The sequence below is a fragment of the Rhodococcus sp. A14 genome (genome assembly GCF_011603105.1).
GTDB classification, from domain to species: domain Bacteria; phylum Actinomycetota; class Actinomycetes; order Mycobacteriales; family Mycobacteriaceae; genus Rhodococcus_F; species Rhodococcus_F opacus.
The window spans coordinates 28,076-51,708 of the sequence record NZ_JAAOQS010000001.1; the positions used below are offsets into that span (position 1 = coordinate 28,076).

Consider the following 23,633-nt stretch of genomic DNA (forward strand, 5'->3'; position numbering starts at 1 on the left):
CCCGGAGGGCCGATACGGAAGGTCTCCGTCGGAGCTCGAGCACAGGTTGGCGGCGTTGCCGGTCGGCAAGCTTCTTCGCCGTAAGAAGAGCGGATGCGGTGGTGCACATCCAACAGGATTCGGGTGACCGAACTGAATGCGTTCTACGACGCTGGATGACCGTCGTGGTCACCTAGTGATCGCCACTCTACCCGGTGGCAGCCGAACGGTCCGACCGAGGAGTCACAAACCGACCCATTCCGAGGCCCCGTCGGCGAATTTCTGCCGCTTCCAGATGGGTACCTCGTGCTTGATGCGCTCCACGAGTTCGGCGCACGCGGCGAACGCCTCGGCGCGGTGTGGTGCGGCGACCGCGGCGACCACCGCGAGGTCGCCGACGGTGAGGGATCCGACCCGGTGGATGGCCGCCACGGGCAGTCCGGTGGACGCCGCGACCTCCTCGCACACGGTACGGAGGAAGCGTTCGGCGTCCGGGTGCGACTGGTATTCGAGGTCCGAAACGGATTGTCCGCCATCGTGATTGCGCACGACTCCGGTGAACACCACGACGGCGCCGTGCTCGGGCCCGGCCACGGCGGCGTCGACGACGGCGGGATCGAGGGGTTGGTCCGAGATCTGGGCGAGGATGTCAGGCATCGTGCGCACCTCCGCCGGCGACCTGAGCGAGGAGATGGTCGACGATGGGGTCGAGGACGGACAATCCGTCCTTGACGCCGCCCGGCGAACCGGGCAGATTCACCACGACTGTGCCGTTCGCCACACCCGCGAGTCCGCGGCTGAGCGAGGCGTGCGGGGTGACCTCCGTCCCGCGATACCGGATGGCGTCGGCCACACCGGGCAGTTCGCGGTCGAGCACCGCGCGGGTCGCCTCCGGGGTTGCATCCGTGGGGGAGACGCCGGTGCCGCCGGTGCTGATGATCAGCGCCGGATTGCCGGACAGTGCGTCGGCGAGGCCGGCCGCGATGTCGGCGTCCGCGTAGACCAGCGGACCCCGGGTGGTGAAGCCACGGTCCTCGAGCCACGCGGCGATCACCGGGCCGGTCGTGTCTTCCCGAGTGCCCTTCGCGCCGCCGGTCGAGGCGACCAGAACGGCCGCGGATCGCGATGTCACCGTGGGGATTCCGGTGCTGTGCTGCTCACGCGTCCAGTGTCCGCGTTTGCCGCCGTCCTTGGTGAGCAACCGGACACCGTCCAGGGTCGCGGCAGGGTCGACGGCTTTCACCATGTCGTGCAACGTCAATCCGGCCACCGCCACGGCGGTGAGGGCCTCCATCTCGACACCCGTCGGGCCCTTCGTCTTCGCGGTGGCCTCGATCGTGATGGCATCGTCGGTGAAACCGAACTCCAGCTTCACCGAGGACAGCGCGAGCTGATGGCACAACGGAATCAGCTCGGACGTCTTCTTCGCCCCCGAGATCCCGGCGATCCTGGCCGTCGCGAGAACGTCCGCCTTGGGTAGATCGTCGGCCCGGACCAGTTCGATCACCGCGGGTGTGGTGACCAATTGCCCCGCGGCCACCGCGATTCGGGTCGTGTCCGCTTTCGCGCTCACATCGACCATGCGGGCGCGGCCCTCACTGTCGAGGTGCGTCAGGTCGCTCATAGGGGTATCACCTTCACGAGTTGGCCGGCGTCGAGCGCGGTGACGTCGGCGGGAACGTCGACGAGGACGTCCGCCCATGCCATCGCGGCGACGAGATGGGAACCGGGGCCGGACACGAGTTCGACTCCGGCATCGGTGCGGCGTGCGCGGAGGAACTGCCGCTTGCCGGGAATGGAGGTGACGGCCGCGGTGAGCGGCAGTTCCTCGGGTTCCGTCGCGGGGAGCCCGGCCGCGCGCCGGATCTCGGGACGCGCGAACACCTCGAACGAGACGAGCGTGCTCACCGGGTTCCCGGGAAAGTTGAGGACGGGCGTGCCGTCCACGACGGCGGTGCCCTGCGGGCCGCCCGGTTGCATCGCGACGTGACCGAACTGTGCGCCGAGCGGTGAGAGCGTCTCCTTGACCACCTCGAAGTCGCCCATCGACACCCCGCCGGAGGTGAGGACGAGATCGGCGCTGGTGGTCGCCTCCGCGAGCAGGGTCCGGAACTCGGCGGGGTCGTCGCCGCTGCGGGTGATCGAGACGACCTCGGCGCCGTTGGCCCTGGCGCTCGACGCGAGGGCGATGCCGTTGGAGTCGTAGATCTCGCCGGGGTGCAGTGTGGTCCCGGCGTCCACCAGTTCGGCCCCCGTGGTGATCACGGCGACGCGGGGGCGCGGACGCACCGGGACGCGCTGCAGGCCGACGGCGGCGAGGACGGCGATGTGCCGGGCGGCGAGAACACTGCCTGCGGGCAGCAGGAGCGTGCCCTCCCGGACGTCGCTGCCGCGCTCGCGCACGAATTCGCCCGCGGCGCGCGAGCGTTCGATGCGGACCTGTCCGTCCGTGGCCTCCGTGTCCTCCACCGGGACGACGGCGTCGGCGCCGTCGGGGATCGGGGCCCCGGTCATGATCCGGTAGGCGGTCCCGGGAGTGTGGGTGGTGGCGCCGGCCGGTCCCGCGGCGATCACGCCCAGCACCGGCAGCACAGCCGGCACCGACGTGACGGATGCGGCGTCGACCGCGTACCCGTCCATCTGCGAATTCCGGAACAACGGCAGGTCGACGGGGGAGTGGACGTCGGCGGCGAGGGCGCGCCCGAGTGCCTCGCCGAGCGGAATCTCCTCGGCCGGGCGCTCATGGAGCGTCGCGAGGAGTTCGGCGACGTGCTGGGTGTGCTGCTCCACAGAGCGTGCGGTCACGATGTTCCTCCGGCCATGGTCACCAATCCTAGGCATCCCTCCGACAGGGCGACGAGGGCACCGCGCCGGACAACGGTCACCCCCTCGCGGCATACTGGACAGATGCAGCGAAAGGCAACTCGATGACGGCAGTGGCGATGGGAATCCCGACCGTCCGGTCGTCGGTCTCGCTCGCGGGCAGGCCCGACGTCGACCAGCTGGTCGACCGGTTCGGCCGGGTCGCGCGTGACCTGCGGGTGTCCATCACCGAGAAGTGCTCGCTGCGCTGCACGTACTGCATGCCCGAGGAAGGCCTGCCCGCCATCCCGGCGGAGAACCTCCTCACCGCGGACGAGATCGTCCGGCTCGTCGACATCGCCGTCCACCGGCTCGGAGTGCGCGAGGTGCGGTTCACCGGGGGCGAGCCGCTGATGCGCGTGGATCTCGAGCAGATGATCGCCGGGTGCGCCGAGCGCGCGCCGGGGATCCCGCTCGCGATGACCACCAACGCGGTAGGTCTCGAACACCGCGCGGCCGGGCTCGCCCGGGCCGGACTGACGCGGGTCAACGTCTCCCTCGACTCGGTCGATCGTGAGCACTTCGCGAGACTGACGCGGCGCGACCGGCTGCCGTCGGTGATCGCCGGTATCCGCGCCGCCGCCCGAGCCGGGCTGGCGCCGCTGAAGATCAACGCGGTGCTGATGCCCGAAACGCTCAGTGGAGCGGCCGATCTCCTGGAGTGGTGCCTGAGCGAGGGCGTTGCACTGCGGTTCATCGAGGAGATGCCGCTCGACGCCGACCACGAGTGGGCACGCGAGAACATGGTCGCCGCCGACCGGTTGCTGGCCGTCCTCGGCGAGCGGTTCACCCTCACCGAACACGGGAGGGAAGATCCGTCGGCGCCCGCCGAGGAGTGGCTCGTCGACGGCGGACCGGCCACGGTCGGGATCATCGCGTCCGTCACCCGCTCGTTCTGCTCCGACTGCGACCGCACCCGCCTCACGGCCGAGGGAACGGTACGGTCGTGCCTGTTCAGTGACCAGGAGATCGACCTGCGGGCGGCCCTGCGGTCGGGTGCGGGCGACGAGGAGCTGGCGCAGTTGTGGCGCGGCGCGATGTGGAACAAGTGGGCGGGCCACGGAATCAACGCGGACGGCTTCGCGCCGCCGCAACGCAGCATGGGAGCAATCGGTGGATGACGTGACGGGCATTTCGGTGCGGTACTTCGCGGCCGCCGCCGACGCGGCAGGCTGCACCAAGGAAACGCTCGACCTTCCGGCCGGCGCGGATCTCGGCCAGGTGAAGGCACTTCTCCTCGCCAAGTACGGTCCCGACATGCAGCAGGTGCTGTCAGTCTCCGCCTTCCTGGTGGACTCCGAGCTGACGCGCGATCTGACCCGCACCGCCGGCACGCAGGTGGACGTGCTGCCGCCGTTCGCCGGCGGCTAGCGGGCCGCGTTCACGGAGTCGGCCAGCCACCGGTCGAACGTGATCGTTCCGAACCGATTGTCGGGCACCAGGTTCGACTCGTCCCGAAAGAACTGACCCATCGCGCCGGGAAGAGGCACGTTCACGACGAACCCGTGCGTCCCGGTGGCCTTCTTCCACGCCGCCGTCAGATCGCGGGCGGTGCGAACCTCCGGGCCACCGATCGTGATCGGCTCCTCCGGCGCCGGTTCGGCGGCCAGGGCGGCGTCGACCAGCGCGGTCGCGACGTCTCTGGTGTCGATGGTCTGGAAGCTCGTCTTGGAGAAGGCGGGGATCAACCCGGTCCGGCTCGCCGGCTTCGCGATCATGGGAATGAAGTCGTGGAACTGGGTCGCCCGGACGATCGACGTCTCCATCGCGGCACTCTCGTAGACCCGTTCCTGCTTCCGCTTCGCCCGGTAGTAAGGGAATTCGCTTCGGTCGACGTTGACGATGGAGAGCAGGACGGCGCGTCCGACTCCCGCGCCGTCCGCGGTGGCGAGGAGGTTCTCGGCCCCCTTCTCGAGCACGGCCCGGGTTCCGCGGGTCTTGCCGTCGGTGGTGTCCACCACGACGTCGACACCGTCGAGGGCCTCCGCGAGGCCGTCACCGGTGACGAGATCACCGTGGAAATGGGCGATCTCGCTGCCCGGCGCGCCGCCGTGCCGGGTCAGGACCCGGACGGAGTGACCACGCGCGAGGAACTCCTTGACCACCTGCCGGCCTGCAGTGCCGGTACCGCCCGCGACCAGCGCCTGGACCATCGGGTCACCGCCACCACGTGTCGAGCGGGGTCACCGGGACCGTGCGCTTGTGGCGGGTATTCAGGAACATGGTCTCGAGCTTCTGGGCGACGGCGTCCGGCACGTCCTTGCCCTCGAGGTAGTCGTCGATCTGTGCGTACGTGACGCCGAGCGCTTCCTCGTCGGGGAGGGCGGGGCGATCGTCCTCGAGGTCGGCGGTGGGGACCTTCTTCCACGTGCTCTCCGGTGCGCCGAGTTCGCGCAGGAGTTCGGCGCCCTGACGCTTGGACAACCCGGTCAACGGGGTGACGTCCACGCCGCCGTCGCCGAACTTGGTGAAGAAGCCGGTGATCGCCTCGGCGGCATGGTCGGTGCCGACCACGAGGTATCCGAGCTGGCCGGCGATCGAGTACTGGATCACCATGCGTTCGCGGGCCTTGATGTTTCCGCGGACGAAGTCGCGGAGTTCGCCGCCGTCGCCGATGATGTCGCGCAGCGCCTCGGACGACTCCTTCGCGGTGGCGTCCGCGCCGGGCTTCACGTTGACGACCACCGACCGGTCGGGCTTGATGAAGTCGAGGGCGATCTGCGCGTCGGACTCGTCGGCCTGGGTGCCGTAGGGCAGCCGCACGGCGACGAACTCGGCGTCGTGGCCCTCGTCGCGCAATTCGCTCGCCGCGAGCTGGGCGAGGCGTCCGGTGAGGGTGCTGTCCTGACCGCCGCTGATGCCGAGGACGAATCCCCTGGCCGGGGTCGACAGCAGGTAGTCCTTCAGGAACTGAACACGTTTGCGGATCTCGTCAGCCGCATCGATGGTGGGCTGGGCACCGAGTTCCTCGAGGATCTGCGCACGTAGATTCGCCATGACAGAACTCTAGCGAGTGCCCCTGACGAGTGCAGGGTACGGTTCCGCGCATGAGGAGATCGGGCGTTCTGGTGGTCAGCGCGACCAAGGCGGAGGCGGTGCACGTCCCGTCCGAGTTCGAGGTCCTGATCACCGGGATCGGCAAGGTGAGCGCCGCCGTGGCCGTGGCGTCCGCACTCGCCGACTACCCGCGAACGGACAAACCGCTCGTCGTCAACATCGGCACCGCCGGTGCGTTGCACGAGCACCACAGCGGCCTGTTCACGCCGTCGACCGTGCTCAACCACGACATCAGTGGCGACGCCATCCGGGCGCTCGGGCACGAGGTGGCCGATCTCCTCGCCCTGCCGGACGGTGACGGCTCCGTGCTCGCGACCGGCGACCTGTTCGTGTCCGACGCCGGTGTGCGCGACGTGCTCGCCCGCCGAGCCGACCTCGTCGACATGGAGGGTTTCGCGGTCGCCTATGCCAGCGCTCGCGGCGGCGCCCGGTGCCGGCTGGTCAAGCACGTCAGCGACACGGCCGACGACTCGGCACTGGACTGGCCCGCCCGGATCGATGCGAGCGCCCGGGAACTCGGGCGCTGGCTCGCGGCTCTCTAGCTCGCCCGCAGTGTCAGCCCGATTCCGTCGCTGTTGACCAGCCGCAGCGAGTCCGAATGGACGCTGTAACCGGTCTCCCCGGTCAACGCCGCGAGTACGGCACGCTCGACCTCCGAGACGTCCGGGGGGCACGCCATCCGGGTGGTGGCCCAGGGGCTGAACAAGATCGAACTCTGCTGCACGTCCGCGGTCCCGGTCATGCGGTTGCAGCCGGTGAAGCCGGACGCCGAACCGTCGCCGGCGATCAACAACTGGGGTGCCGTTCTCTCCAGTGCCGCCGTCGTCGTGACCGCGTCCGGGCTGATCAGCGCGGTGACCGTCCAGGTGGTCCCGACGACGGGCCGATCCGGCCGGACGACCTTCTCGTCCGTCAGCGTCACCGAACCGGTGGGCGTGGTGAGGGTGAGCGTGTCGCCGCCGAGGGTCCAGTTCGGCTGCGCGTCGAGCAGCGCCGCCACCCAGGCGTCCGCGCCGGCGGCCTCTCCCGGACACGCCATCAGCGTCATCGCGAGCGGACCTGCCACGATCTTCCCGCCGGACAGGTCGACGTCGGCGCTGCCCTGATTGCATCCGGCCTCGACGGAGAGGCGTCCGGGGTCGGTGAAGCCGAGCACGAGCGGCCCACCGCCGGGAATGGGATCGCCCTCGACGGAGGTGGAGATGTAGGTGCGGCCCGCGGGATCCGGCGGCGTGGTCTGCGCGTCCCCGTCGCAGGCGGTGAGCGAGGCGAACGTCAGGAGGCCGAGAACGGTGGCGGTGGTGCGCATTCCCCGAGGTTAGACAAATTGTCCGGATTCGGGATCAACATCGGGTGACGCGCCGGATCAGGTCCTCCCACGCGTCGCCGAGACGTTCCACGGACATCCCGAGGTCGCGCAGTTCGTGCAGTACCAGCGTGGCCTCGAGCGGTGCGAGCAGGGAACAGGCGAGCAGTTCGTGGTCGCCGTGCACCCCGGCCGCGCGGAGCAGGGACACGACGTGGCGCACGGACACCGCCCGGGCGGGTGCGGCGAAACGGAACTCGAGGGAATTCTCGGCCGCGCGCTGGACCTCACCCTGTACCTCGACGATCGCGATGCGGGCGTGCCCGAAGGCGATCAGCCGGTCGATCGGGTCGGCGCCCGGACCGAGCGGCGGTGGACCGAACATGAAGGACTGCTGGAGTTCCCGTTCGGTGTGGTCGAGGAGTGCGTGCATGAGGCCCGACCGGCTGCCGAACCGGCGGAACACTGTGCCCTTGCCCACACCGGCCTTGCAGGCGACCGCGTCCATCGTGACGGCGTCGACGCCGCGCTCCGCGACCAGCAGCGCGGCCGCGTCGAGCAGAAGACGCCGATTGCGTGCGGCGTCTCCGCGTTCGGGGGGATCGACCCCGATCTGGGGCAGGAGGGGACTGGTCACGCCTCGCATCCTACCGTGACGGGAACATAAGTGGACCGCGGTCCGTTTAGTTGCTATACATGTTCACGAGTCGCCCTACGCACCATCGAAGGATTATTGACATGTCACAGACCAACGTTCTCGTTCTCGTCGGCAGCCTGCGCGCCGCCTCGGTCAACCGTCAGCTCGCCGAGACCGCGATCGCCGTGGCGCCCGAGGGTGCCGAGGTGACCGTGTTCGACGGCCTCGGAGACGTCCCCTTCTACAACGAGGACATCGACGTCGCCGGTTCCATCCCCGCCGTCGAGGCGCTGCGCGACGCCGCCGGCCGGGCCGACGCGCTCCTGCTCCTCACGCCCGAGTACAACGGCACCATCCCCGCCGTCCTCAAGAACGCCATCGACTGGATCTCCCGGCCGTACGGCACCGGTGCCGTGAAGGACAAGCCCGTCGCCGTCATCAGCGCCTCGCCCAGCGGCAACGGTGCCCAGTGGGCGCACGAGGACACCCGCAAGGCCGTCCGCATCGCAGGTGGCAAGGTCCTCGAGGACGTCACCCTCGCCATCGGCGGCACGATCGACAAGTTCGGCGACCGGCACCCGCGCGAGAACGCGGAGGTCGCGCAGCAGGTTGCCGACGTCGTCGCCAGCCTCGTCGACGCCACGAAGCAGCTCGTCGACGCCTGACGATTCCGCTCGCGCGCGGCGCCGCCGTCGCTACAGCCCGGTTCGATCCAGGGCTGCGTCGACGGCGTCGCGCACCGAGTCGAAGTCTTCACCGGCCGCCAGGGCAGAGTCCCTGGCGGCTTCTATCTGTTCGCGCACCGTCTCGTACCGCGCGACCCACTCCTCCTTGTTGTCGCGCCAGTAACCGATGACGTCGTAGCGGTCCGCATGCCAGCGCAGGTCGTGGCGCAACCAGCGTCGCACCGCCCGCGACACCCTTGCCTCGCCCGCGAACCACACGTATCCCGGTGCATCCGGTCGCGGCCAGTCGCGGGCCGCCTCGGCGAGCAGGCTGTCGCCGGCGCCGTTTCCGCTCCCGTCCAGCCACGTCACGGTCAGCGCGGCATCGGTGGCGAACTGCTGCCGGTCCTCGGGGGTGGTGACCTCCGCGATCACGTGTACCCGCGCCGAGCCGGGTAGCTCCTCGACGATCCGGCCCACCGCGGGCAGTGCCGTCATGTCGGCGACGAGGAGCTGCCACTCGGTGTCAGCGGGCGGCGCGTACCACCCCGAGGCGGTCGAGAACCCGAGCGTCTCGCCCGGGCGCGCGCCCGCGGCCCAGTGTGCTGCGGTCCCGCCCGCATGGACGGCGAAATCGATGTCCATCTCCTGTGCGTCCGGGTCCCAGCGACGCACGGTGTAGCTGCGTTTCTCTTCGCCGTCGGGCGGGAAGGCGAGGAGCAGGCGCTCGTCCGGCCTTCCGCTGGACTCGAATCGACCGAGATCTCCGCCCGCGAGGGTGATCCTCTGCATGTTCGGCGTCACCCGCCGCGTGCGCGCCACGGGTGCCGACCAGTCGAGGTGGTCCAGGGAGTCGTCGGACATGCGCTCACGGTAGCGGGACGGCCCGGCAGTTACCGGTCGGCAAGCGTGGGGGGCGCGTCGTACGCGACGCCCCGGTGTGCCCGGCCGCAGGCGGCCGGGAAGCGGCGCCTCCGGGTGTGACGAGTACGCCGCTCGGAGGGCGCCGCCGTGGTCCGGCGGAGTCCTCTGCGGCCGGTCCGGACGGTGCTCTCCCGGGGCCTGCGCCGCGGATGCGGGCGTGTCCTCGGAGGTGACGTAAGCTCCCGGAGCCTCCAGTGCACGAGCGCGATGCGAGGGGTGTTCCGCGTCACGCCGAAAATGTGATGTGTGACACGCCGGAGCGAGCACGAAATTTATGGTCCGCGGGATGACGACCTGGGAATTTCATCAATGTGACTCACAACATCTCGGGTTAAGTGTTTCTGTCGGCCACTAGGTGTAGTGTCTTGAGCACTGAGAGACCACAACGAGAACCGACTCGGTGAGCATCTCCATCGGGGGTCACCGCCATCTCGATCAGGGGAAGTCTCAGTGCGCTGAACACACACTTCGTCAGCTCCATTCGGCAGTGGAAAGAGGGACTTCATGAGCATCACCGTCTACACCAAGCCCGCTTGCGTTCAGTGCAATGCCACCTACCGGGCCCTCGACAAGGCGGGTATCGAATACTCCGTCGTCGACATCACCGAAGACCCCGAGGCCCGGGACTACGTCATGGCACTGGGATACCTGCAGGCGCCCGTGATCGTGGCCGGTGACGAGCACTGGTCGGGCTTCCGCCCCGACCGCATCAAGACCCTCTCGGCAAACGCTGCTTGAAGCGAGGCGATCGCACCGCCCGAGGCGGAATTCGATCCGATTCCCGAGCGGCAGTAAACGGTAGTACTAGTCCGGATGGTGGAAACCGATGACATCGCTGGTGTACTTCTCCAGCGCCTCGGAGAACACGCACCGATTCGTCCAGCGGCTCGGGCTGCCTGCGACGCGCATACCCATTCACGACCGCGAGGGCACCTTCGAGGTTCGCGAACCCTACGTGCTGATCGTCCCCACGTATGGCGGGGGAACGACGGCCATGGGCCGCGACACCAGTTACGTCCCGAAGCCGGTCATCCGATTTCTCAACAACACACACAACAGGTCGCTGATCCGAGCAGTGATCGCGGCAGGAAACACCAATTTCGGTGAGTCCTATTGCTTTGCAGGAAACATCATTTCTCAGAAATGCCACGTTCCCTACCTCTACCGCTTCGAACTCATGGGCACAGCCGAGGACGTCGAGCGGGTCAGGGCCGGTCTGGGTGAATTCTGGGATCACTTAGACGACGAGGAGCACGAGAAGTGGCGCCGACCATCACAGACACCATCGACGCGGGGAGCGTAGAGCGCGACGCGCGCGGTGGAGACTCGACGAACGGTCTCGATTACCACGCACTCAACGCAATGCTCAACCTGTACGGCCCCAACGGCGAGATCCAGTTCGACAAGGACGTCGCCGCCGCCCGCCAGTACTTCCTGCAGCACGTCAACCAGAACACCGTCTTCTTCCACAACCTGGACGAGAAGCTCGACTACCTCGTGGAGGAGAACTACTACGAGCCCGAGGTCCTCGACCAGTACTCGCGCGCGTTCGTGAAGTCGCTGATCGAGCACGCCTACTCGAAGAAGTTCCGCTTCCCGACGTTCCTGGGCGCGTTCAAGTACTACACCTCGTACACGCTGAAGACGTTCGACGGCAAGCGTTACCTGGAGCGATTCGAGGACCGCGTCTGCATGGTCGCCCTCACGCTCGCCGCCGGCGACGAGGAACTGGCGACCAAGCTCGTCGACGAGATCATCGCCGGCCGGTTCCAGCCCGCCACCCCCACGTTCCTCAACTCCGGCAAGAAGCAGCGCGGCGAGCCCGTGTCCTGCTTCCTGCTGCGCATCGAGGACAACATGGAGTCCATCGGCCGCTCCATCAACTCGGCGCTGCAGCTGTCCAAGCGCGGCGGCGGAGTTGCGTTGCTGCTCAGCAATGTTCGCGAGCACGGTGCCCCGATCAAGAAGATCGAGAACCAGAGCTCCGGTGTCATCCCGATCATGAAGCTGCTCGAGGACTCCTTCTCGTACGCCAACCAGCTCGGCGCGCGTCAGGGCGCAGGCGCGGTGTACCTGCACGCGCACCACCCGGACATCTACCGCTTCCTCGACACCAAGCGGGAGAACGCCGACGAGAAGATCCGCATCAAGACGCTGTCGCTGGGTGTGGTCATCCCGGACATCACGTTCGAGCTGGCGAAGAAGAACGAGGACATGTACCTGTTCTCGCCGTACGACGTCGAGCGCATCTACGGTGTCCCGTTCGCGGACGTCAACGTCACCGAGAAGTACTACGAGATGGTCGACGACAAGCGGATCCGCAAGTCGAAGATCAAGGCGCGCGAGTTCTTCCAGACCATCGCCGAGCTGCAGTTCGAGTCGGGCTACCCGTACATCATGTTCGAGGACACGGTGAACCGGGCCAACCCCATCGAGGGCAAGATCACCCACTCCAACCTGTGCTCGGAGATCCTGCAGGTCTCGACGCCGTCAGTGTTCAACGACGACCTCTCGTACAGCGAGGTCGGCAAGGACATCTCCTGCAACCTCGGCTCGCTGAACATCGCGAAGACCATGGACTCGCCCGACTTCGCACGCACCATCGAGGTGTCGATCCGCGCCCTCACCGCGGTGTCCGATCAGACGCACATCTACTCGGTGCCGTCGATCGAGCAGGGCAACAACGACTCCCACGCCATCGGCCTCGGCCAAATGAACCTGCACGGGTACCTGGCCCGTGAGCGGATCTTCTACGGCTCCGACGAGGGCATCGACTTCACGAACATCTACTTCTACACCGTCGTGTTCCACGCGGTGCGGGCGTCCAACCGGATCGCCATCGAGCGGGGCACCCACTTCAAGGGCTTCCCGCAGTCCAAGTACGCGTCCGGCGAGTACTTCGACAAGTACACCGATCAGGTGTGGGAGCCGAAGACGGAGCGGGTGCGGCAGCTGTTCGCCGAGTCCGGTGTGCACATCCCGACGCAGGACGACTGGCGCGAGCTGAAGGCGTCCGTGCAGAAGTACGGCATCTACAACCAGAACCTGCAGGCCGTCCCGCCGACGGGGTCGATCTCGTACATCAACTACTCCACCAGCTCCATCCACCCGGTGGCGTCGAAGATCGAGATCCGCAAGGAAGGCAAGATCGGCCGCGTCTACTACCCGGCGCCCTACCTGACCAACGACAACCTGGAGTACTACCAGGATGCCTACGAGATCGGGTACGAGAAGATCGTCGACACCTATGCCGCGGCGACGCAGCACGTCGACCAGGGGCTGTCGCTGACGCTGTTCTTCAAGGACACCGCCACCACCCGCGACATCAACAAGGCGCAGATCTACGCGTGGCGCAAGGGCATCAAGACGCTGTACTACATCCGGCTGCGTCAGATGGCTCTGGAGGGTACCGAGGTCGAAGGTTGCGTTTCCTGCATGCTGTAGACGGCTCCGCCGCCCGTGAGTACTTATTAACCGCCGGCGGTTGATAAGTACTCACAGCCGAACGAAGTGAGGAATCAATGGTCAAGCTGGTGAGTCGCGTATCCGCGATCAACTGGAACCGCGTCCAGGACGAGAAGGACGCCGAGGTGTGGGACCGTCTCGTCGGCAACTTCTGGCTGCCCGAAAAGGTGCCGGTGTCCAACGACATCCCGTCGTGGGGGACGCTCACGCCGCAAGAGAAGCAGCTCACGATGCGGGTGTTCACGGGGCTGACGCTCCTCGACACCATTCAGGGCACCGTGGGCGCCGTCAGCCTCATCCCCGACGCCATCACCCCGCACGAAGAGGCGGTGTACACCAACATCGCGTTCATGGAGTCGGTGCACGCCAAGAGCTACAGCTCGATCTTCTCGACACTGTGCTCCACCCGCGACATCGACGACGCCTTCCGCTGGTCCGAGGAGAACCCGAACCTGCAGCGCAAGGCCGAGATCGTCATGGACTACTACCAGGGCGACGAGCCGCTCAAGCGCAAGGTGGCATCCACCCTGCTCGAGAGCTTCCTGTTCTACTCGGGCTTCTATCTGCCGATGTACTGGTCGTCGCGGGCGAAGCTCACCAACACCGCCGACCTCATCCGCCTCATCATCCGCGACGAGGCCGTGCACGGGTACTACATCGGCTACAAGTACCAGAAGGGGCTCGAGCAGCTCACCGAGGCCGAGCGCGACGACCTCAAGAACTACACGTTCGAGTTGCTCTTCGAGCTCTACGACAACGAGGTCGACTACACCCAGGACCTCTACGACGAGGTGGGCCTCACCGAAGACGTCAAGAAGTTCCTGCGGTACAACGCGAACAAGGCGCTGATGAATCTCGGCTACGAGGGTCTGTTCCCGAAGGACGAGACGGACGTCAACCCGGCGATCCTGTCGGCGCTCTCACCCAACGCGGACGAGAACCACGACTTCTTCTCCGGCTCGGGCAGCTCCTACGTCATCGGCAAGGCCGTCAACACCGAAGACGAGGACTGGGACTTCTAGGCCCGCTCGCGACTTCCAGAGCTGTCGCCCAATGTCACACCGGTTAAGTTCGACTGCACCGGTGTGGCATTGGGCGAACTGCGTTCAGCGGCGGAACCACGCCTCGGGCTCGTCCTGCAGCGCCTTGTCGAGCCGCAGCCGCGACGACGGGGTGAGGTCCGGCGGCAGCGCGTCGGGGAAGAACCAGGCGACGTCGTGGTTTTCGTCGTCCGACACGGAAGCCTCCCCGATCAGGTACCGCGCGAGGAAGCACACGTCGAGATACTGCGCGACGTCGCCGTTCGGGTAGGTGATCGGGTCGGTGACGTCGACGCTCGTGATCCGGACCAGTTCCGCGTCGACGCCGGTTTCCTCGCGCACCTCACGCAGGGCGGCGGGTCCGGGTTCCTCCCCGGGTTCGAGGATGCCGGACACGACGGCCCATTTGCCGTTGTCGACGCGCCGGGTCAGCAGCACCCGGCCGTCGGCGTCACGCACGACGACACTCACCCCGGACAGCCACAGCGGCGCAGTGCCGACGTGGCCGCGCAGGGCGGTGACGAACTCGGGGACGGGCACCGGGCCTCCTAGCCGACGTAACCGTTCAGCGTGTTCCGCAGGTCGGTGAGCATCGCGCGCGCGGCGACGACACCGTTTCCGCCCCACACGTCACCCTCGACGGCGAAGACCCGCTTGTCGGAGGCCGCCTCGAGGTCTTCCCAGGCCTCACCGGACATGACGTCCTCCGCGTGCGCGGTGCCCTCCTCGCCGTCCAGGACGGCGTAGATGAGGTCGCCCTCGGCCTGATCGATGTCGGATTCGGAGATCGGTTCGGTGACTGCGCCGTCGAGGTTCTGATACGCGGGTCGCCGCACACCGGCGTCGGTGAGGACCTGGCCGGCGAACGTGGCCGGACCCTCGACCTCCATGCTGTCGGCGCCGAAGCGGACGACGGAGGCCTGCGTCTGCGCGGCATCGATGTCGACGCCGAGTTGCTTCGCGTCCTGCTGGTACAGCTCCAGTGCGGCCGTCGCCGCGTCGGCGCGGCCCAGGGCGTTGCCGGCGAGGAGGAACTGCGCCTTCCAGTACACGGGGTCGGAGCCGACGAACACGGTGGGCGCGATGGGGGAGAGCGCGCCGTCCAGCTGGTCGGACGCCGGACTCGATCCGAGGATCAGGTCCGGGTCCGCCTGCGCGATCTTGTTCACGTCCGGGGCATCGACGGATCCGACACTCGGGATCTCGGAGATGCCCGTGCCGAGGTATCCGGGTTGCGGCGAGTCCCCGTCGACGGTCGCCGCGCCGACCACGTTCTCCCACATACCGAGTGCGCACACCGCGTCCAGCGCGGCGCTGTCGAGTACCACGATCCGCTGCGGATCGGACGGAACCTCGCTCTCGCCCTTCGTGTGGACCACCCGGTGCGTCGAGCCGGCCGCGAGTGCGGCGTCGACCGGGGTCGGCTCGGCGCAGGCGGTCGTGGTGTCCCTCTCGATGCCGACCACGCCGGCTCCGGCGATTTGCGTGGTGGTCCGGACGATGGACGCCGCGGGATCGTCGTCGGACGGTTGAGAGCAGCCGGCGACTGCGAGCGCAGCGACGGCGGCGACGAGACCGGTGGACGCGCGGCGGGCGGAAAACCTACGAGGGGACAATTCGGCGACTTCCTGTGTGTGCGGGCGCGTTCAGGTTAGCCGCTGTGCTTGTCCACCCCGAACGTGTCCGACAGGTCGTCGAGGATGAGATGCGCGCCTTGGATGCTGACCGGCGACATCCAGCGGGCGTCGTCGACGTCGATCTTGCGTCCCTTCAGCGTCTGCCACAACGGGCTCTCCAGGAACGGCTTGGCCGCTTCGGCGCTCTTGCCGGCCGGGTCCTGCCAGGTGCTGACGAAGATGGCGTCGCCCTCCGCCCCGCTGATCAGCTCGGGGCTGATGGCTTGCATGATGTTGTCCGGATCGGCCGGATCGGGGCCCTGGCTCTGCGGACGGGCGAGCCCGGCGTCCGACAGGACGATCCCGCTGAACGAGGTCGTGCGGTAGAGGCGCGCCGTCGGCTCGCCCGCGAACCGGACGACGGAGATCACCGGATTCGACGCCGTGTCGTTGATCTCCGCGCCGACGGCGGCGGCCCGCTCCTCGTAGGCGCCGATCTTCTGCTCCGCGAGCTCCTCCTTGCCCAGTGCCGTGCCGACGAGCCGGATGTTGTCCTTCCACGTGGGCCCGGTCGTCTCGGTGAAGATGGTCGGCGCGATCGCGGACAGTTGCCCGTAGTTCTTCGCGTCGCGCACTTCGGCGGAGATGATCAGGTCGGGTTGCAGCGCGGCGATCTGCTCGAGGCTCGCGTTGCTGACCTTGCCCACCGATTCGGCTTCCGCCGCGAACTCGTCCCGCGAGGAGCCGAGGTAGTCGGGCAGGCCGGGTTCGCGGTAGTCGACGTATCCGACGAGCGGCGCCTCGAGGAGGAGGACGGCGTCGGTGAAGCTGTTGTCGAGTGCCACGATGCGCTGCGGCGCGGCCGGGATCTCGGTGCTGCCGCGGAAGTGGTCGACGGTGCGGGGGAACTGCCCGGTCGACGAGGTGGTGCTGGATGCGGCGGCGGAGTCGTCGCTGCTGGAGCAGGACGTGATCGAGAAAGTGGCTGCAGCGGCCAGTGCGACCGCGCCGGCGACGACCCGGCGTCGGGAGAGAACGTTCACATGGTGCTCCTGGTAGAAGTTAGGTGAGCGAAACCTTAGCACCGGGGTTTCGGCGTGTCGGAGCGTCCGGGATCCGTGTCGACCGGTCGCGTGCGACACGCCGGACCGCGTGACGGTGAGCACTCCCCGGGGCCACAAACCGCAGGTCGCGTGCGCCACAATTTGCTCTGAGTCCGGGTAAGTACGACAGTGGGTAGGACCCAGTCGGAGGCCGCTCAGGGCACGGTCTACGATTCGATGAGCGCAAGCCAGAGACCGTTCGCCTCGCAGCCCGGGGACGGACGCGCATTCAGGAGGATCAGTGACTGCCGTAGCGCCCCAGCCAGTCCCCGCGATAGCTGCAGCCAGGCCTTACCCGCCGCGGCAGGGACCCAAGGGCTCGTTCATCTTCAAAATGATTACGACCACCGACCCCAAGGTGCTCGGAATCATGTACTTGACGACCTCGATCGCGTTCTTCCTCATCGGTGGTCTCATGGCCCTGATGATGCGCGCCGAGCTCGCTGTGCCCGGTATGCAGTTCTTGTCGAACGAACAGTTCAACCAGCTGTTCACGATGCACGGCACGATCATGCTGCTGCTGTACGCGACGCCGATCGTGTTCGGGTTCGCCAACTACATCCTGCCGCTGCAGATCGGCGCCCCCGACGTGGCGTTCCCGCGACTCAACGCGTTCAGCTACTGGCTGTACGTGTTCGGCGCGATCATCACGACCGCCGGCTTCATCACCCCCGGCGGTGCCGCGGACTTCGGCTGGACCGCCTACACGCCCCTGACGAGTGCCCTGCACTCCCCTGGCGTCGGCGCCGACCTCTGGGTCATGGGCCTCGCGGTCGCAGGCCTCGGCACCATCCTCGGTGGTGTCAACATGATCACCACCGTCATCTGCCTGCGTGCCCCCGGCATGACCATGTTCCGGATGCCGATCTTCACGTGGAACATTTTCATCACCAGCATCCTGATTCTGCTGGCGTTCCCGCTGCTGACCGCTGCTTTCATGGGCCTGTTCGTGGACCGTCACCTCGGTGGCCACATCTTCGACCCGGCCACCGGCGGTGTGCTGCTGTGGCAGCACCTGTTCTGGTTCTTCGGTCACCCCGAGGTGTACATCATCGCGCTGCCGTTCTTCGGCATCGTGTCGGAGATCTTCCCGGTCTTCAGCCGTAAGCCCGTGTTCGGTTACAGCGGCCTGGTCTACGCGACCCTGGCGATCGCCGCCCTCTCCATCGCGGTATGGGCTCACCACATGTACGCCACCGGCGCCGTGCTGCTCCCGTACTTCTCGTTCATGACGTTCCTGATCGCGGTGCCCACCGGGGTGAAGATCTTCAACTGGATCGGCACCATGTGGAAGGGGCAGTTGACGTTCGAGTCGCCGATGCTGTTCTCCATCGGCTTCCTCATCACGTTCCTCTTCGGTGGTCTGTCCGGCGTCATCCTCGCGAGCCCGCCCCTGGACTTCCACGTCACGGACACCTACTTCGTGGTCGCCCACTTCCACTACGTGGTCTTCGGCACCGTCGTGTTCGCCACCTACGCCGGCATCTACTTCTGGTTCCCGAAGATGACCGGACGCATGATGGACGAGCGTCTCGGCAAGTGGCACTTCTGGACCACGTTCATCGGCTTCCACGGCACGTTCCTCGTCCAGCACTGGCTGGGTAACGAAGGTATGCCGCGTCGCTACGCCGACTACCTGCCCTCGGACGGCTTCACGTTCCTGAACACCTTCTCGACGATCTTCGCGTTCGTCCTCGGTGCCTCGACGCTGCCGTTCATCTGGAACGTCTTCAAGAGTTACCGGTACGGCGAAGTCGTGACCGTCGACGACCCGTGGGGTTACGGCAATTCGCTCGAGTGGGCCACCAGCTGCCCGCCGCCGCGGCACAACTTCACCGAGCTGCCGCGCATCCGCTCCGAGCGTCCCGCGTTCGAGCTGCACTACCCGCACATGGTCGAGCGGATGAAGGCAGAGGCGCACGTCGGACCGGGCCACGGTGGCAAGCACGCCAGCACCGTGCTCGAGAAGGAACGCCACGAGCCGCTGACCGTCGGCGACGAAGGCGACCCCGGAACCGACACCGGCCGCTGACACATCAGTTTCGGAAAGGCCCCGCCCCCACACCGGGCGGGGCCTTTCAGTTGGCACAATGGGTGCCGGACAAGCCGCGCGAGCAACATGATCGGAGTACATCGGTGGGTGCAGCAGACACCACTGTTCTGGTGACCGTGACGGGCCCCGACCGACCCGGCGTCACCTCGGTGCTCTTCGGGTCGCTCTCCCGCCACGACGTGAGCCTTCTCGACGTGGAGCAGGTGGTGATTCGTGGGCGACTGACCCTCGGTGTCCTGGTGGCCTGCCCCGAGAACGGGGAAGCGCTGCAGGAGGAACTCGAAGAGGCGATGGCCACCGTCGGGATGTCGGTGGACGTCGAGATCGGTGCCGATCCCGGCAGGCAGTCGCTGTCGACCCACGCCGTGGTCGTCCTCGGTAGCCCGGTGTCCGCTCGCGCGCTGCGCTCGGTGGCCCGGGAGATGGCGACCCTCGGGGTCAACATCGACTCGATCCGCGGTGTCGCCGATTACCCGGTGACGGGCCTCGAACTTCTCGTGAGCGCTCCCGGCACGGCGGAGGCGGACAAGAGTCTGCGCACCGTACTGGCAGAAGTGGCCGTGCGCGAGAACGTCGACATCGCGGTCGAACGCGGGGGACTGGCCCGTCGGGCCAAACGGCTCATCGTGTTCGACGTCGACTCGACCCTCGTCCAGGGCGAGGTCATCGAGATGCTCGCCGCGCGGGCGGGCGTCGAGGACGAGGTGCGCGCCGTCACCGAATCGGCGATGCGCGGCGAGATCGACTTCACCGAATCCCTGCACCAGCGGGTCGCAACCCTCGCCGGCCTCGACGCGTCCGTGATCGACGACGTCGCGGAGAACTTGGAACTGACACCGGGCGCCCGCACCACCATCCGGACGCTGCGCAGGCTCGGCTTCCACTGCGGTGTGGTGTCCGGCGGCTTCCGGCAGGTCATCGAGGGCCTGGCCCACGAACTGGAACTGGACTTCGTGCAGGCCAACACGCTCGAGATCGTGGACGGCAAGCTCACCGGCCGGGTGATCGGCGACATCGTCGACCGGGCCGCGAAGGCGACCGCACTGCGCAAGTTCGCCGCTCAGGTCGGCGTCCCGATGGAACAGACGGTGGCGGTCGGCGACGGCGCCAACGACATCGACATGCTCAACGCCGCCGGGCTGGGAATCGCGTTCAACGCCAAGCCCGCTCTGCGCGAGGTCGCGGACACCGCACTGTCGCACCCCTTCCTCGACGCCGTGCTGTTCATCCTCGGGGTCACCCGCGACGAGGTCGAGGCCGCCGACGCGGTGGACGGCGTGGTGCGACGAGTCCCGCTGTCGTGACGGAATCGTGCCACGGTGCGGTCACCGGGGAGACCGGTGACGACACCCTGTGGGCGGCGCGTCACGCCGTCCTCGCGGCCGGATACGGCGGCCGGCCGGATCCGGACGACCCGGCACAGGTCCTCGCCATGCCGATCGTGCTGCACATTCCGAAGGCCGACCCCCCGCCCCGTAGTGCTCTGCTGGAAGCTGCAGCCACCGCGGCCGTGGCGTTGTGCCTCGACCCCCGCGTCGGCCCCGACGAGACGGGCGCGCCCGGACCGTGGCAGGAGGATTACCTCGCCTGGATCGGGTCCCGGATCCGCAAGGTGACGCGGCGGGCACGGGGAGCCGGGTGGCGTGCGGCGCAGGAGGTCGACGGGATCACCGTCGACGTCGACGGTGCGCAGGCCCGCGCGCTCGTGCCCGTCGCCGTCGGTGCGCTCGATCCCCGCATCCGGAAGTTGCAGATCGGCGGGACCGATCTCGACCACGACGACCCCGGAGAGATCCCGGACGGGGATCCGGTGCTGTGGATCAACTCCGCTCTGGACATGACGGTGGGGAAGGCCGCGGCCCAGGTGGGCCACGCGTCGATGCTGCTCGCCGGTGCGATGACCACCGAGCAGGCTCGCGCGTGGGCGGCCACCGGCTACCGCTGCACCGTGCGGGACGCCGACGTCGGACTGTGGGAAGAGCTGACCATCGAGGTGGTGCGGGGCCGGGCGATCGCAGTGCGCGACGCCGGCTTCACCGAAGTGGCTCCCGGATCGATGACCGTGATCGCCTGCCCCTGAGCGTGGTGGCCGACGCATCGACAGTCCAGTGCCTGCGTCGTGGCTATGGGGTGCGGCAGGATTTCCCGGAACACTGACGGGCATGCTCGCTCGACGCCTGATCGCTCTGTTCGCCGGACTGTGGCTGTACGGCTTCTCGATGGCCATGATGATCACCGCCGGCCTCGGTCTCGACCCCTGGGATGTGTTCCATCAGGGGGTCGCGGATCGCACGCCACTCAGTTTCGGTGTGGTGACCGCGCTGACCGGTGTCGTGGTGCTCGCGCTCTGGATCCCGATCCGCCAGAAACCGGGATTCGGGACGATCGCCAACGTCGTGGTCATTGCCGTCTCGGTGGACACCTCGCTCGCGTTCCTCGAACCCGCCGACTCCCTTCTCGTGCGCATCGTGGTGATGCTCGGTGGCGTGGTCCTCAACGCGCTCGCCACCGTGCTGTACATCGGTGCGGGGATGGGTCCCGGCCCGAGGGACGGTCTCATGACCGGTCTGGTCGCGCGCACCGGGCTGTCGGTGCGGGTGATCCGCACGTCGATCGAGGTGACGGTGCTGGCCACCGGCTGGTTGCTCGGCGGCACCGTGGGGGTGGGCACCGTCGTCTACGCGCTGGGCATCGGCCCGCTCATCCAGCTGATGATGCGCTTCGGTGGCATCTATCCGACCGCACGAAAGACGAGCAGCGTCGGACCGGACAGCGCGATCGTGGAGTCTCCGGAGATCGGGCCGCCCGGCGCGGGTGCGCCGTCGGGGGACGCCGAGTCGAATTCGGCGAGCACCGTGCCGTAGAACCATTCGGGACAGCCCAGGGTGATCACGGTGGGTCCGCCCGAGTGGAAGACGAGAAGCCAGCTGTCGTCGGTGAGCTGGTGCCCGTCTTCGGTGTGGGAGCGGATGTCGGAACCGTCGATCCACGCCTGGAGGGTGCGCCTGGAGTCGTCGTACCACGCGCGGTCGTCCATCTCCGCGCCGTCGGCGCCGAACCACACGAGGTCGGGATGGCCGGTGGGTGTGCGCCTGCCTTCGAAGAATTCCGGCTGGCGCAGCGCGGGGGAGGCGCGTCGGAGGTCGAGGGCCCGGGTGACGAATGCGGTGAGAGTCGTGTCCCCGGTACTCCAGTCGAGTGGCCAGGAGTCTTCACGCGGGGTGTCTTCGGGGACGCAGTACGCGTTGTTGTTGCCGCCGAGGGTGTGACCGAACTCGTCGCCTGCGGTGAACATCGGCGTGCCGGTCGACAGTGCGAGCGTGGCCAGGAGCGCGCGGACGTGCCGGGACCGCGCCTCGATGATCGACGGATCGTCGGTGGGGCCTTCGACGCCGTGGTCGACGGAGTCGTTGTGATCGGCGCCGTCCCGGTTGTCCTCGCCGTTCGCCTCGTTGTGTTTGCGGCGGTACGACACGAGGTCCGCGGCGGTGAAACCGTCGTGCGCGGTCACGAAATTGACGGACGCCCACGGCCGCCGGTTTCCGAACACGTCCTCGGAACCCGCCACCCGGGAGGCGAGATCGCGTACCCCGGTGCCGCCGTTCCAGAACCGTCGAACGGTGTTGCGGTACTTGTCGTTCCATTCCGACCACTGAACGCCGAAGTGCCCGACCCGATATCCGTCCGACGTGGCGTCCCACGGTTCGGCGATCAGTTTGCACCGGGAGAGAACGGGATCCGCCGTGATCGCGGAGAAGATCGAAGCGCGGGAATCGAATCGGCCGCCACCGGGCCGGCCGAGAGCGGACGCGAGGTCGAACCGGAAGCCGTCGACCCCCATCTCGTGCGCCCAGTAGCGCAGGCTGTCGCCGATCATCCGGACGGCGACGGGCGACTGTGCGTCGACGGTGTTCCCGCAGCCGGTGAGATCGATGTCGCGACCGTCGGAGTCGAGGAGGTAGTAGCCGGGGGCGTCGAGGCCGCGCCAGCTGAGGCTGATGCCGTCGACGCCCTGTTCGCAGGTGTGGTTGTACACCACGTCGAGGACGACCTCGATCCCCGCGGCGTGCAGCGCGTCGACCATCGTGTGGAATTCGGTGATCTCCTGACCGGGCACCACCGCATAACCCGGGTGAGGGGCGAAGAACGCCGCGGTGGCGTACCCCCAGTGGTTGCGCATGCCCCGCGAACGCACGGTGGCCTCGGAGATGTACGCCTGGACGGGAAGCAGTTCGACCGCGGTCACCCCGAGACGGACGAGATGACCGACGACGGCGGGTTCCGCGAGACCCAGATACGTTCCGCGGTACTGCGGCGGCACGTCGGGGTGCCGTGCGGTGAACGATCCCACGTGAAGTTCGTAGACAACGGTTTCCTCCCACGGCCTTTCGATCCGCGGTCCGCTCGTGCGGGCGTGGTCGGCCGTCACCACCGACAGAGGGGTGTGGCCCAGGCTGTCGACGCGCGACGGGCCGCCGAACGGGTCGCCGTCGTGGGAGACGAGTGCGTCGTGGTCGCCGAGTTCGCCCGTGATGCCGGTCGCCCACGGATCCAGAAGCAGCTTGGCGGGGTTGAGGCGCACGCCGCGTGCGGGGTCCCAGCGTCCGTGCGCGCGGTAGCCGTAGCGCTGTCCCGCACCGACGCCCTCGACGATGCCGTGCCAGATGCCGTACGTCCGCTGGACCAGGTCGATCCGCGTCTCGTCGCCGTCCTCGGAAATCAGGCACACCTGTACCAGTTCGGCGTCGGGAGCGTGGACCGCGAACTGCGTTCCGGTGCCACGCACATTCGCTCCCAGGGGAAACGGTGATCCGGGCAGCCGCAGACTCGGCGGGAGCGACGACATCTCGCCGGGGTGCGAATCGATGTGAGGCGACACGCAACTGATCCTGCCGTGAATGCTCGGAAGATGTGCGGGAAGATGGG

General features: G+C 67.7%; 23 protein-coding genes. 11 read left to right on the top strand and 12 right to left on the bottom strand.

From position 1 onward, the window contains the following. Positions 1-222 precede the first annotated feature (222 nt). The 3 genes from G9373_RS00180 to glp are packed head-to-tail and all read right to left on the bottom strand — an operon-like array spanning position 223 to position 2,784. Positions 223-636 carry a molybdenum cofactor biosynthesis protein MoaE gene (locus G9373_RS00180; protein ID WP_025432319.1) on the bottom strand — a complete coding sequence of 138 codons (414 nt, stop codon included), beginning with the start codon at positions 634-636 and terminating at the stop codon, positions 223-225. Then, positions 629-1,603: a bifunctional molybdenum cofactor biosynthesis protein MoaC/MoaB gene (gene moaCB, locus G9373_RS00185; RefSeq protein ID WP_167113542.1), complete on the bottom strand. Its 975-nt coding sequence runs from the start codon at positions 1,601-1,603 to the stop codon at positions 629-631. The genes G9373_RS00180 and moaCB overlap by 8 nt, the downstream gene beginning before the upstream one ends. Then, positions 1,600-2,784 (bottom strand): gephyrin-like molybdotransferase Glp, encoded by a 1,185-nt coding sequence (gene glp / locus G9373_RS00190; RefSeq protein ID WP_167113546.1) that lies wholly within the window; start codon positions 2,782-2,784, stop codon positions 1,600-1,602. The genes moaCB and glp overlap by 4 nt, the downstream gene beginning before the upstream one ends. A 122-nt stretch (positions 2,785-2,906) precedes the next feature. On the opposite strand from glp, the gene moaA reads away from it, so the two are divergent. Then, entirely contained in the window at positions 2,907-3,962 is a 1,056-nt protein-coding gene (moaA, locus tag G9373_RS00195) for a GTP 3',8-cyclase MoaA (RefSeq protein ID WP_005259589.1), read from the top strand. Next, positions 3,955-4,212, top strand: a complete 258-nt coding sequence (locus tag G9373_RS00200) for a MoaD/ThiS family protein (protein WP_005566366.1) — start codon at positions 3,955-3,957, stop codon at positions 4,210-4,212. The genes moaA and G9373_RS00200 overlap by 8 nt, the downstream gene beginning before the upstream one ends. On the opposite strand, the gene G9373_RS00205 is transcribed toward G9373_RS00200, so the two are convergent. Together G9373_RS00205 and nadE are read right to left on the bottom strand one after the other, a co-directional pair. Continuing rightward, the gene (locus tag G9373_RS00205; protein ID WP_005566364.1) at positions 4,209-4,994 is read right to left on the bottom strand and encodes an NAD(P)H-binding protein; all 786 of its coding nucleotides are present in this window, start codon (positions 4,992-4,994) and stop codon (positions 4,209-4,211) included. The genes G9373_RS00200 and G9373_RS00205 overlap by 4 nt on opposite strands. A gap of 4 nt (positions 4,995-4,998) precedes the next feature. Further along, positions 4,999-5,838 (bottom strand): ammonia-dependent NAD(+) synthetase, encoded by an 840-nt coding sequence (gene nadE / locus G9373_RS00210; RefSeq protein WP_005566362.1) that lies wholly within the window; start codon positions 5,836-5,838, stop codon positions 4,999-5,001. 50 nt (positions 5,839-5,888) lie between these two features. Between nadE and G9373_RS00215 the strand changes: the two genes are divergently transcribed. Continuing rightward, positions 5,889-6,440, top strand: coding sequence for a nucleosidase (locus G9373_RS00215; RefSeq protein WP_043789679.1), 552 nt, complete (start codon positions 5,889-5,891; stop codon positions 6,438-6,440). Here G9373_RS00215 and G9373_RS00220 read toward each other — a convergent pair. Both G9373_RS00220 and G9373_RS00225 read right to left on the bottom strand, forming a co-directional pair. Then, positions 6,437-7,207: an META domain-containing protein gene (locus G9373_RS00220; protein ID WP_005566359.1), complete on the bottom strand. Its 771-nt coding sequence runs from the start codon at positions 7,205-7,207 to the stop codon at positions 6,437-6,439. The genes G9373_RS00215 and G9373_RS00220 overlap by 4 nt on opposite strands. Positions 7,208-7,241: 34 nt before the next feature. Then, positions 7,242-7,841 (bottom strand): TetR/AcrR family transcriptional regulator, encoded by a 600-nt coding sequence (locus G9373_RS00225; protein WP_005240279.1) that lies wholly within the window; start codon positions 7,839-7,841, stop codon positions 7,242-7,244. Between the two features lie 101 nt (positions 7,842-7,942). Here G9373_RS00225 and G9373_RS00230 point away from each other — a divergent pair, with 101 nt between their 5' ends. Beyond that, the gene (locus G9373_RS00230) at positions 7,943-8,506 is read left to right on the top strand and encodes an NAD(P)H-dependent oxidoreductase (protein ID WP_005240282.1); all 564 of its coding nucleotides are present in this window, start codon (positions 7,943-7,945) and stop codon (positions 8,504-8,506) included. A 30-nt stretch (positions 8,507-8,536) separates the two neighbouring features. On the opposite strand, the gene G9373_RS00235 is transcribed toward G9373_RS00230, so the two are convergent. Continuing rightward, positions 8,537-9,370: a siderophore-interacting protein gene (locus G9373_RS00235; RefSeq protein WP_005566356.1), complete on the bottom strand. Its 834-nt coding sequence runs from the start codon at positions 9,368-9,370 to the stop codon at positions 8,537-8,539. A 564-nt stretch (positions 9,371-9,934) separates the two neighbouring features. On the opposite strand from G9373_RS00235, the gene G9373_RS00240 reads away from it, so the two are divergent. The 4 genes from G9373_RS00240 to nrdF all read left to right on the top strand — a co-directional run bounded on the left by G9373_RS00240 (position 9,935) and on the right by nrdF (position 13,917). Beyond that, a complete protein-coding gene (locus G9373_RS00240; RefSeq protein WP_005240286.1) occupies positions 9,935-10,168 on the top strand; it encodes a redoxin NrdH in 234 nt (77 codons plus the stop codon). An 88-nt stretch (positions 10,169-10,256) separates the two neighbouring features. Next, on the top strand, positions 10,257-10,733 hold the full coding sequence (gene nrdI, locus G9373_RS00245; RefSeq protein WP_005259574.1) for a class Ib ribonucleoside-diphosphate reductase assembly flavoprotein NrdI: 477 nt from the start codon (positions 10,257-10,259) through the stop codon (positions 10,731-10,733). A 59-nt stretch (positions 10,734-10,792) separates the two neighbouring features. Beyond that, entirely contained in the window at positions 10,793-12,874 is a 2,082-nt protein-coding gene (nrdE, locus tag G9373_RS00250) for a class 1b ribonucleoside-diphosphate reductase subunit alpha (protein ID WP_005259572.1), read from the top strand. A 77-nt stretch (positions 12,875-12,951) separates the two neighbouring features. Beyond that, positions 12,952-13,917 carry a class 1b ribonucleoside-diphosphate reductase subunit beta gene (nrdF, locus tag G9373_RS00255; protein WP_005240291.1) on the top strand — a complete coding sequence of 322 codons (966 nt, stop codon included), beginning with the start codon at positions 12,952-12,954 and terminating at the stop codon, positions 13,915-13,917. Positions 13,918-14,001: 84 nt separating this feature from the next. Here nrdF and G9373_RS00260 read toward each other — a convergent pair whose 3' ends face one another. From G9373_RS00260 to G9373_RS00270, 3 genes are read right to left on the bottom strand one after another with little or no spacing between them, the layout of a single operon-like run. Continuing rightward, positions 14,002-14,475 (bottom strand): NUDIX domain-containing protein, encoded by a 474-nt coding sequence (locus G9373_RS00260; protein WP_005566353.1) that lies wholly within the window; start codon positions 14,473-14,475, stop codon positions 14,002-14,004. An 8-nt stretch (positions 14,476-14,483) separates the two neighbouring features. Then, positions 14,484-15,551, bottom strand: coding sequence for an iron-siderophore ABC transporter substrate-binding protein (locus G9373_RS00265; protein ID WP_167113548.1), 1,068 nt, complete (start codon positions 15,549-15,551; stop codon positions 14,484-14,486). Between the two features lie 35 nt (positions 15,552-15,586). Further along, entirely contained in the window at positions 15,587-16,594 is a 1,008-nt protein-coding gene (locus G9373_RS00270) for an iron-siderophore ABC transporter substrate-binding protein (protein WP_054248122.1), read from the bottom strand. A gap of 301 nt (positions 16,595-16,895) precedes the next feature. Between G9373_RS00270 and ctaD the strand changes: the two genes are divergently transcribed. The 3 genes from ctaD (at position 16,896) to G9373_RS00285 (ending at position 20,787) form a co-directional block, all read left to right on the top strand. Further along, positions 16,896-18,686 carry a cytochrome c oxidase subunit I gene (gene ctaD / locus G9373_RS00275; protein WP_011598346.1) on the top strand — a complete coding sequence of 597 codons (1,791 nt, stop codon included), beginning with the start codon at positions 16,896-16,898 and terminating at the stop codon, positions 18,684-18,686. Positions 18,687-18,790: 104 nt separating this feature from the next. After that, complete coding sequence (gene serB, locus G9373_RS00280) at positions 18,791-20,011, top strand: phosphoserine phosphatase SerB (RefSeq protein ID WP_005240300.1); 1,221 nt, start codon at positions 18,791-18,793, stop codon at positions 20,009-20,011. Beyond that, on the top strand, positions 20,008-20,787 hold the full coding sequence (locus G9373_RS00285) for an aminoacyl-tRNA hydrolase (RefSeq protein ID WP_167113551.1): 780 nt from the start codon (positions 20,008-20,010) through the stop codon (positions 20,785-20,787). Before serB ends, G9373_RS00285 begins: the two co-directional genes overlap by 4 nt. Before the next feature lie 651 nt (positions 20,788-21,438). Here G9373_RS00285 and glgX read toward each other — a convergent pair. After that, entirely contained in the window at positions 21,439-23,586 is a 2,148-nt protein-coding gene (gene glgX, locus G9373_RS00295) for a glycogen debranching protein GlgX (RefSeq protein WP_167113554.1), read from the bottom strand. Between the last annotated feature and the right edge of the window lie 47 nt (positions 23,587-23,633).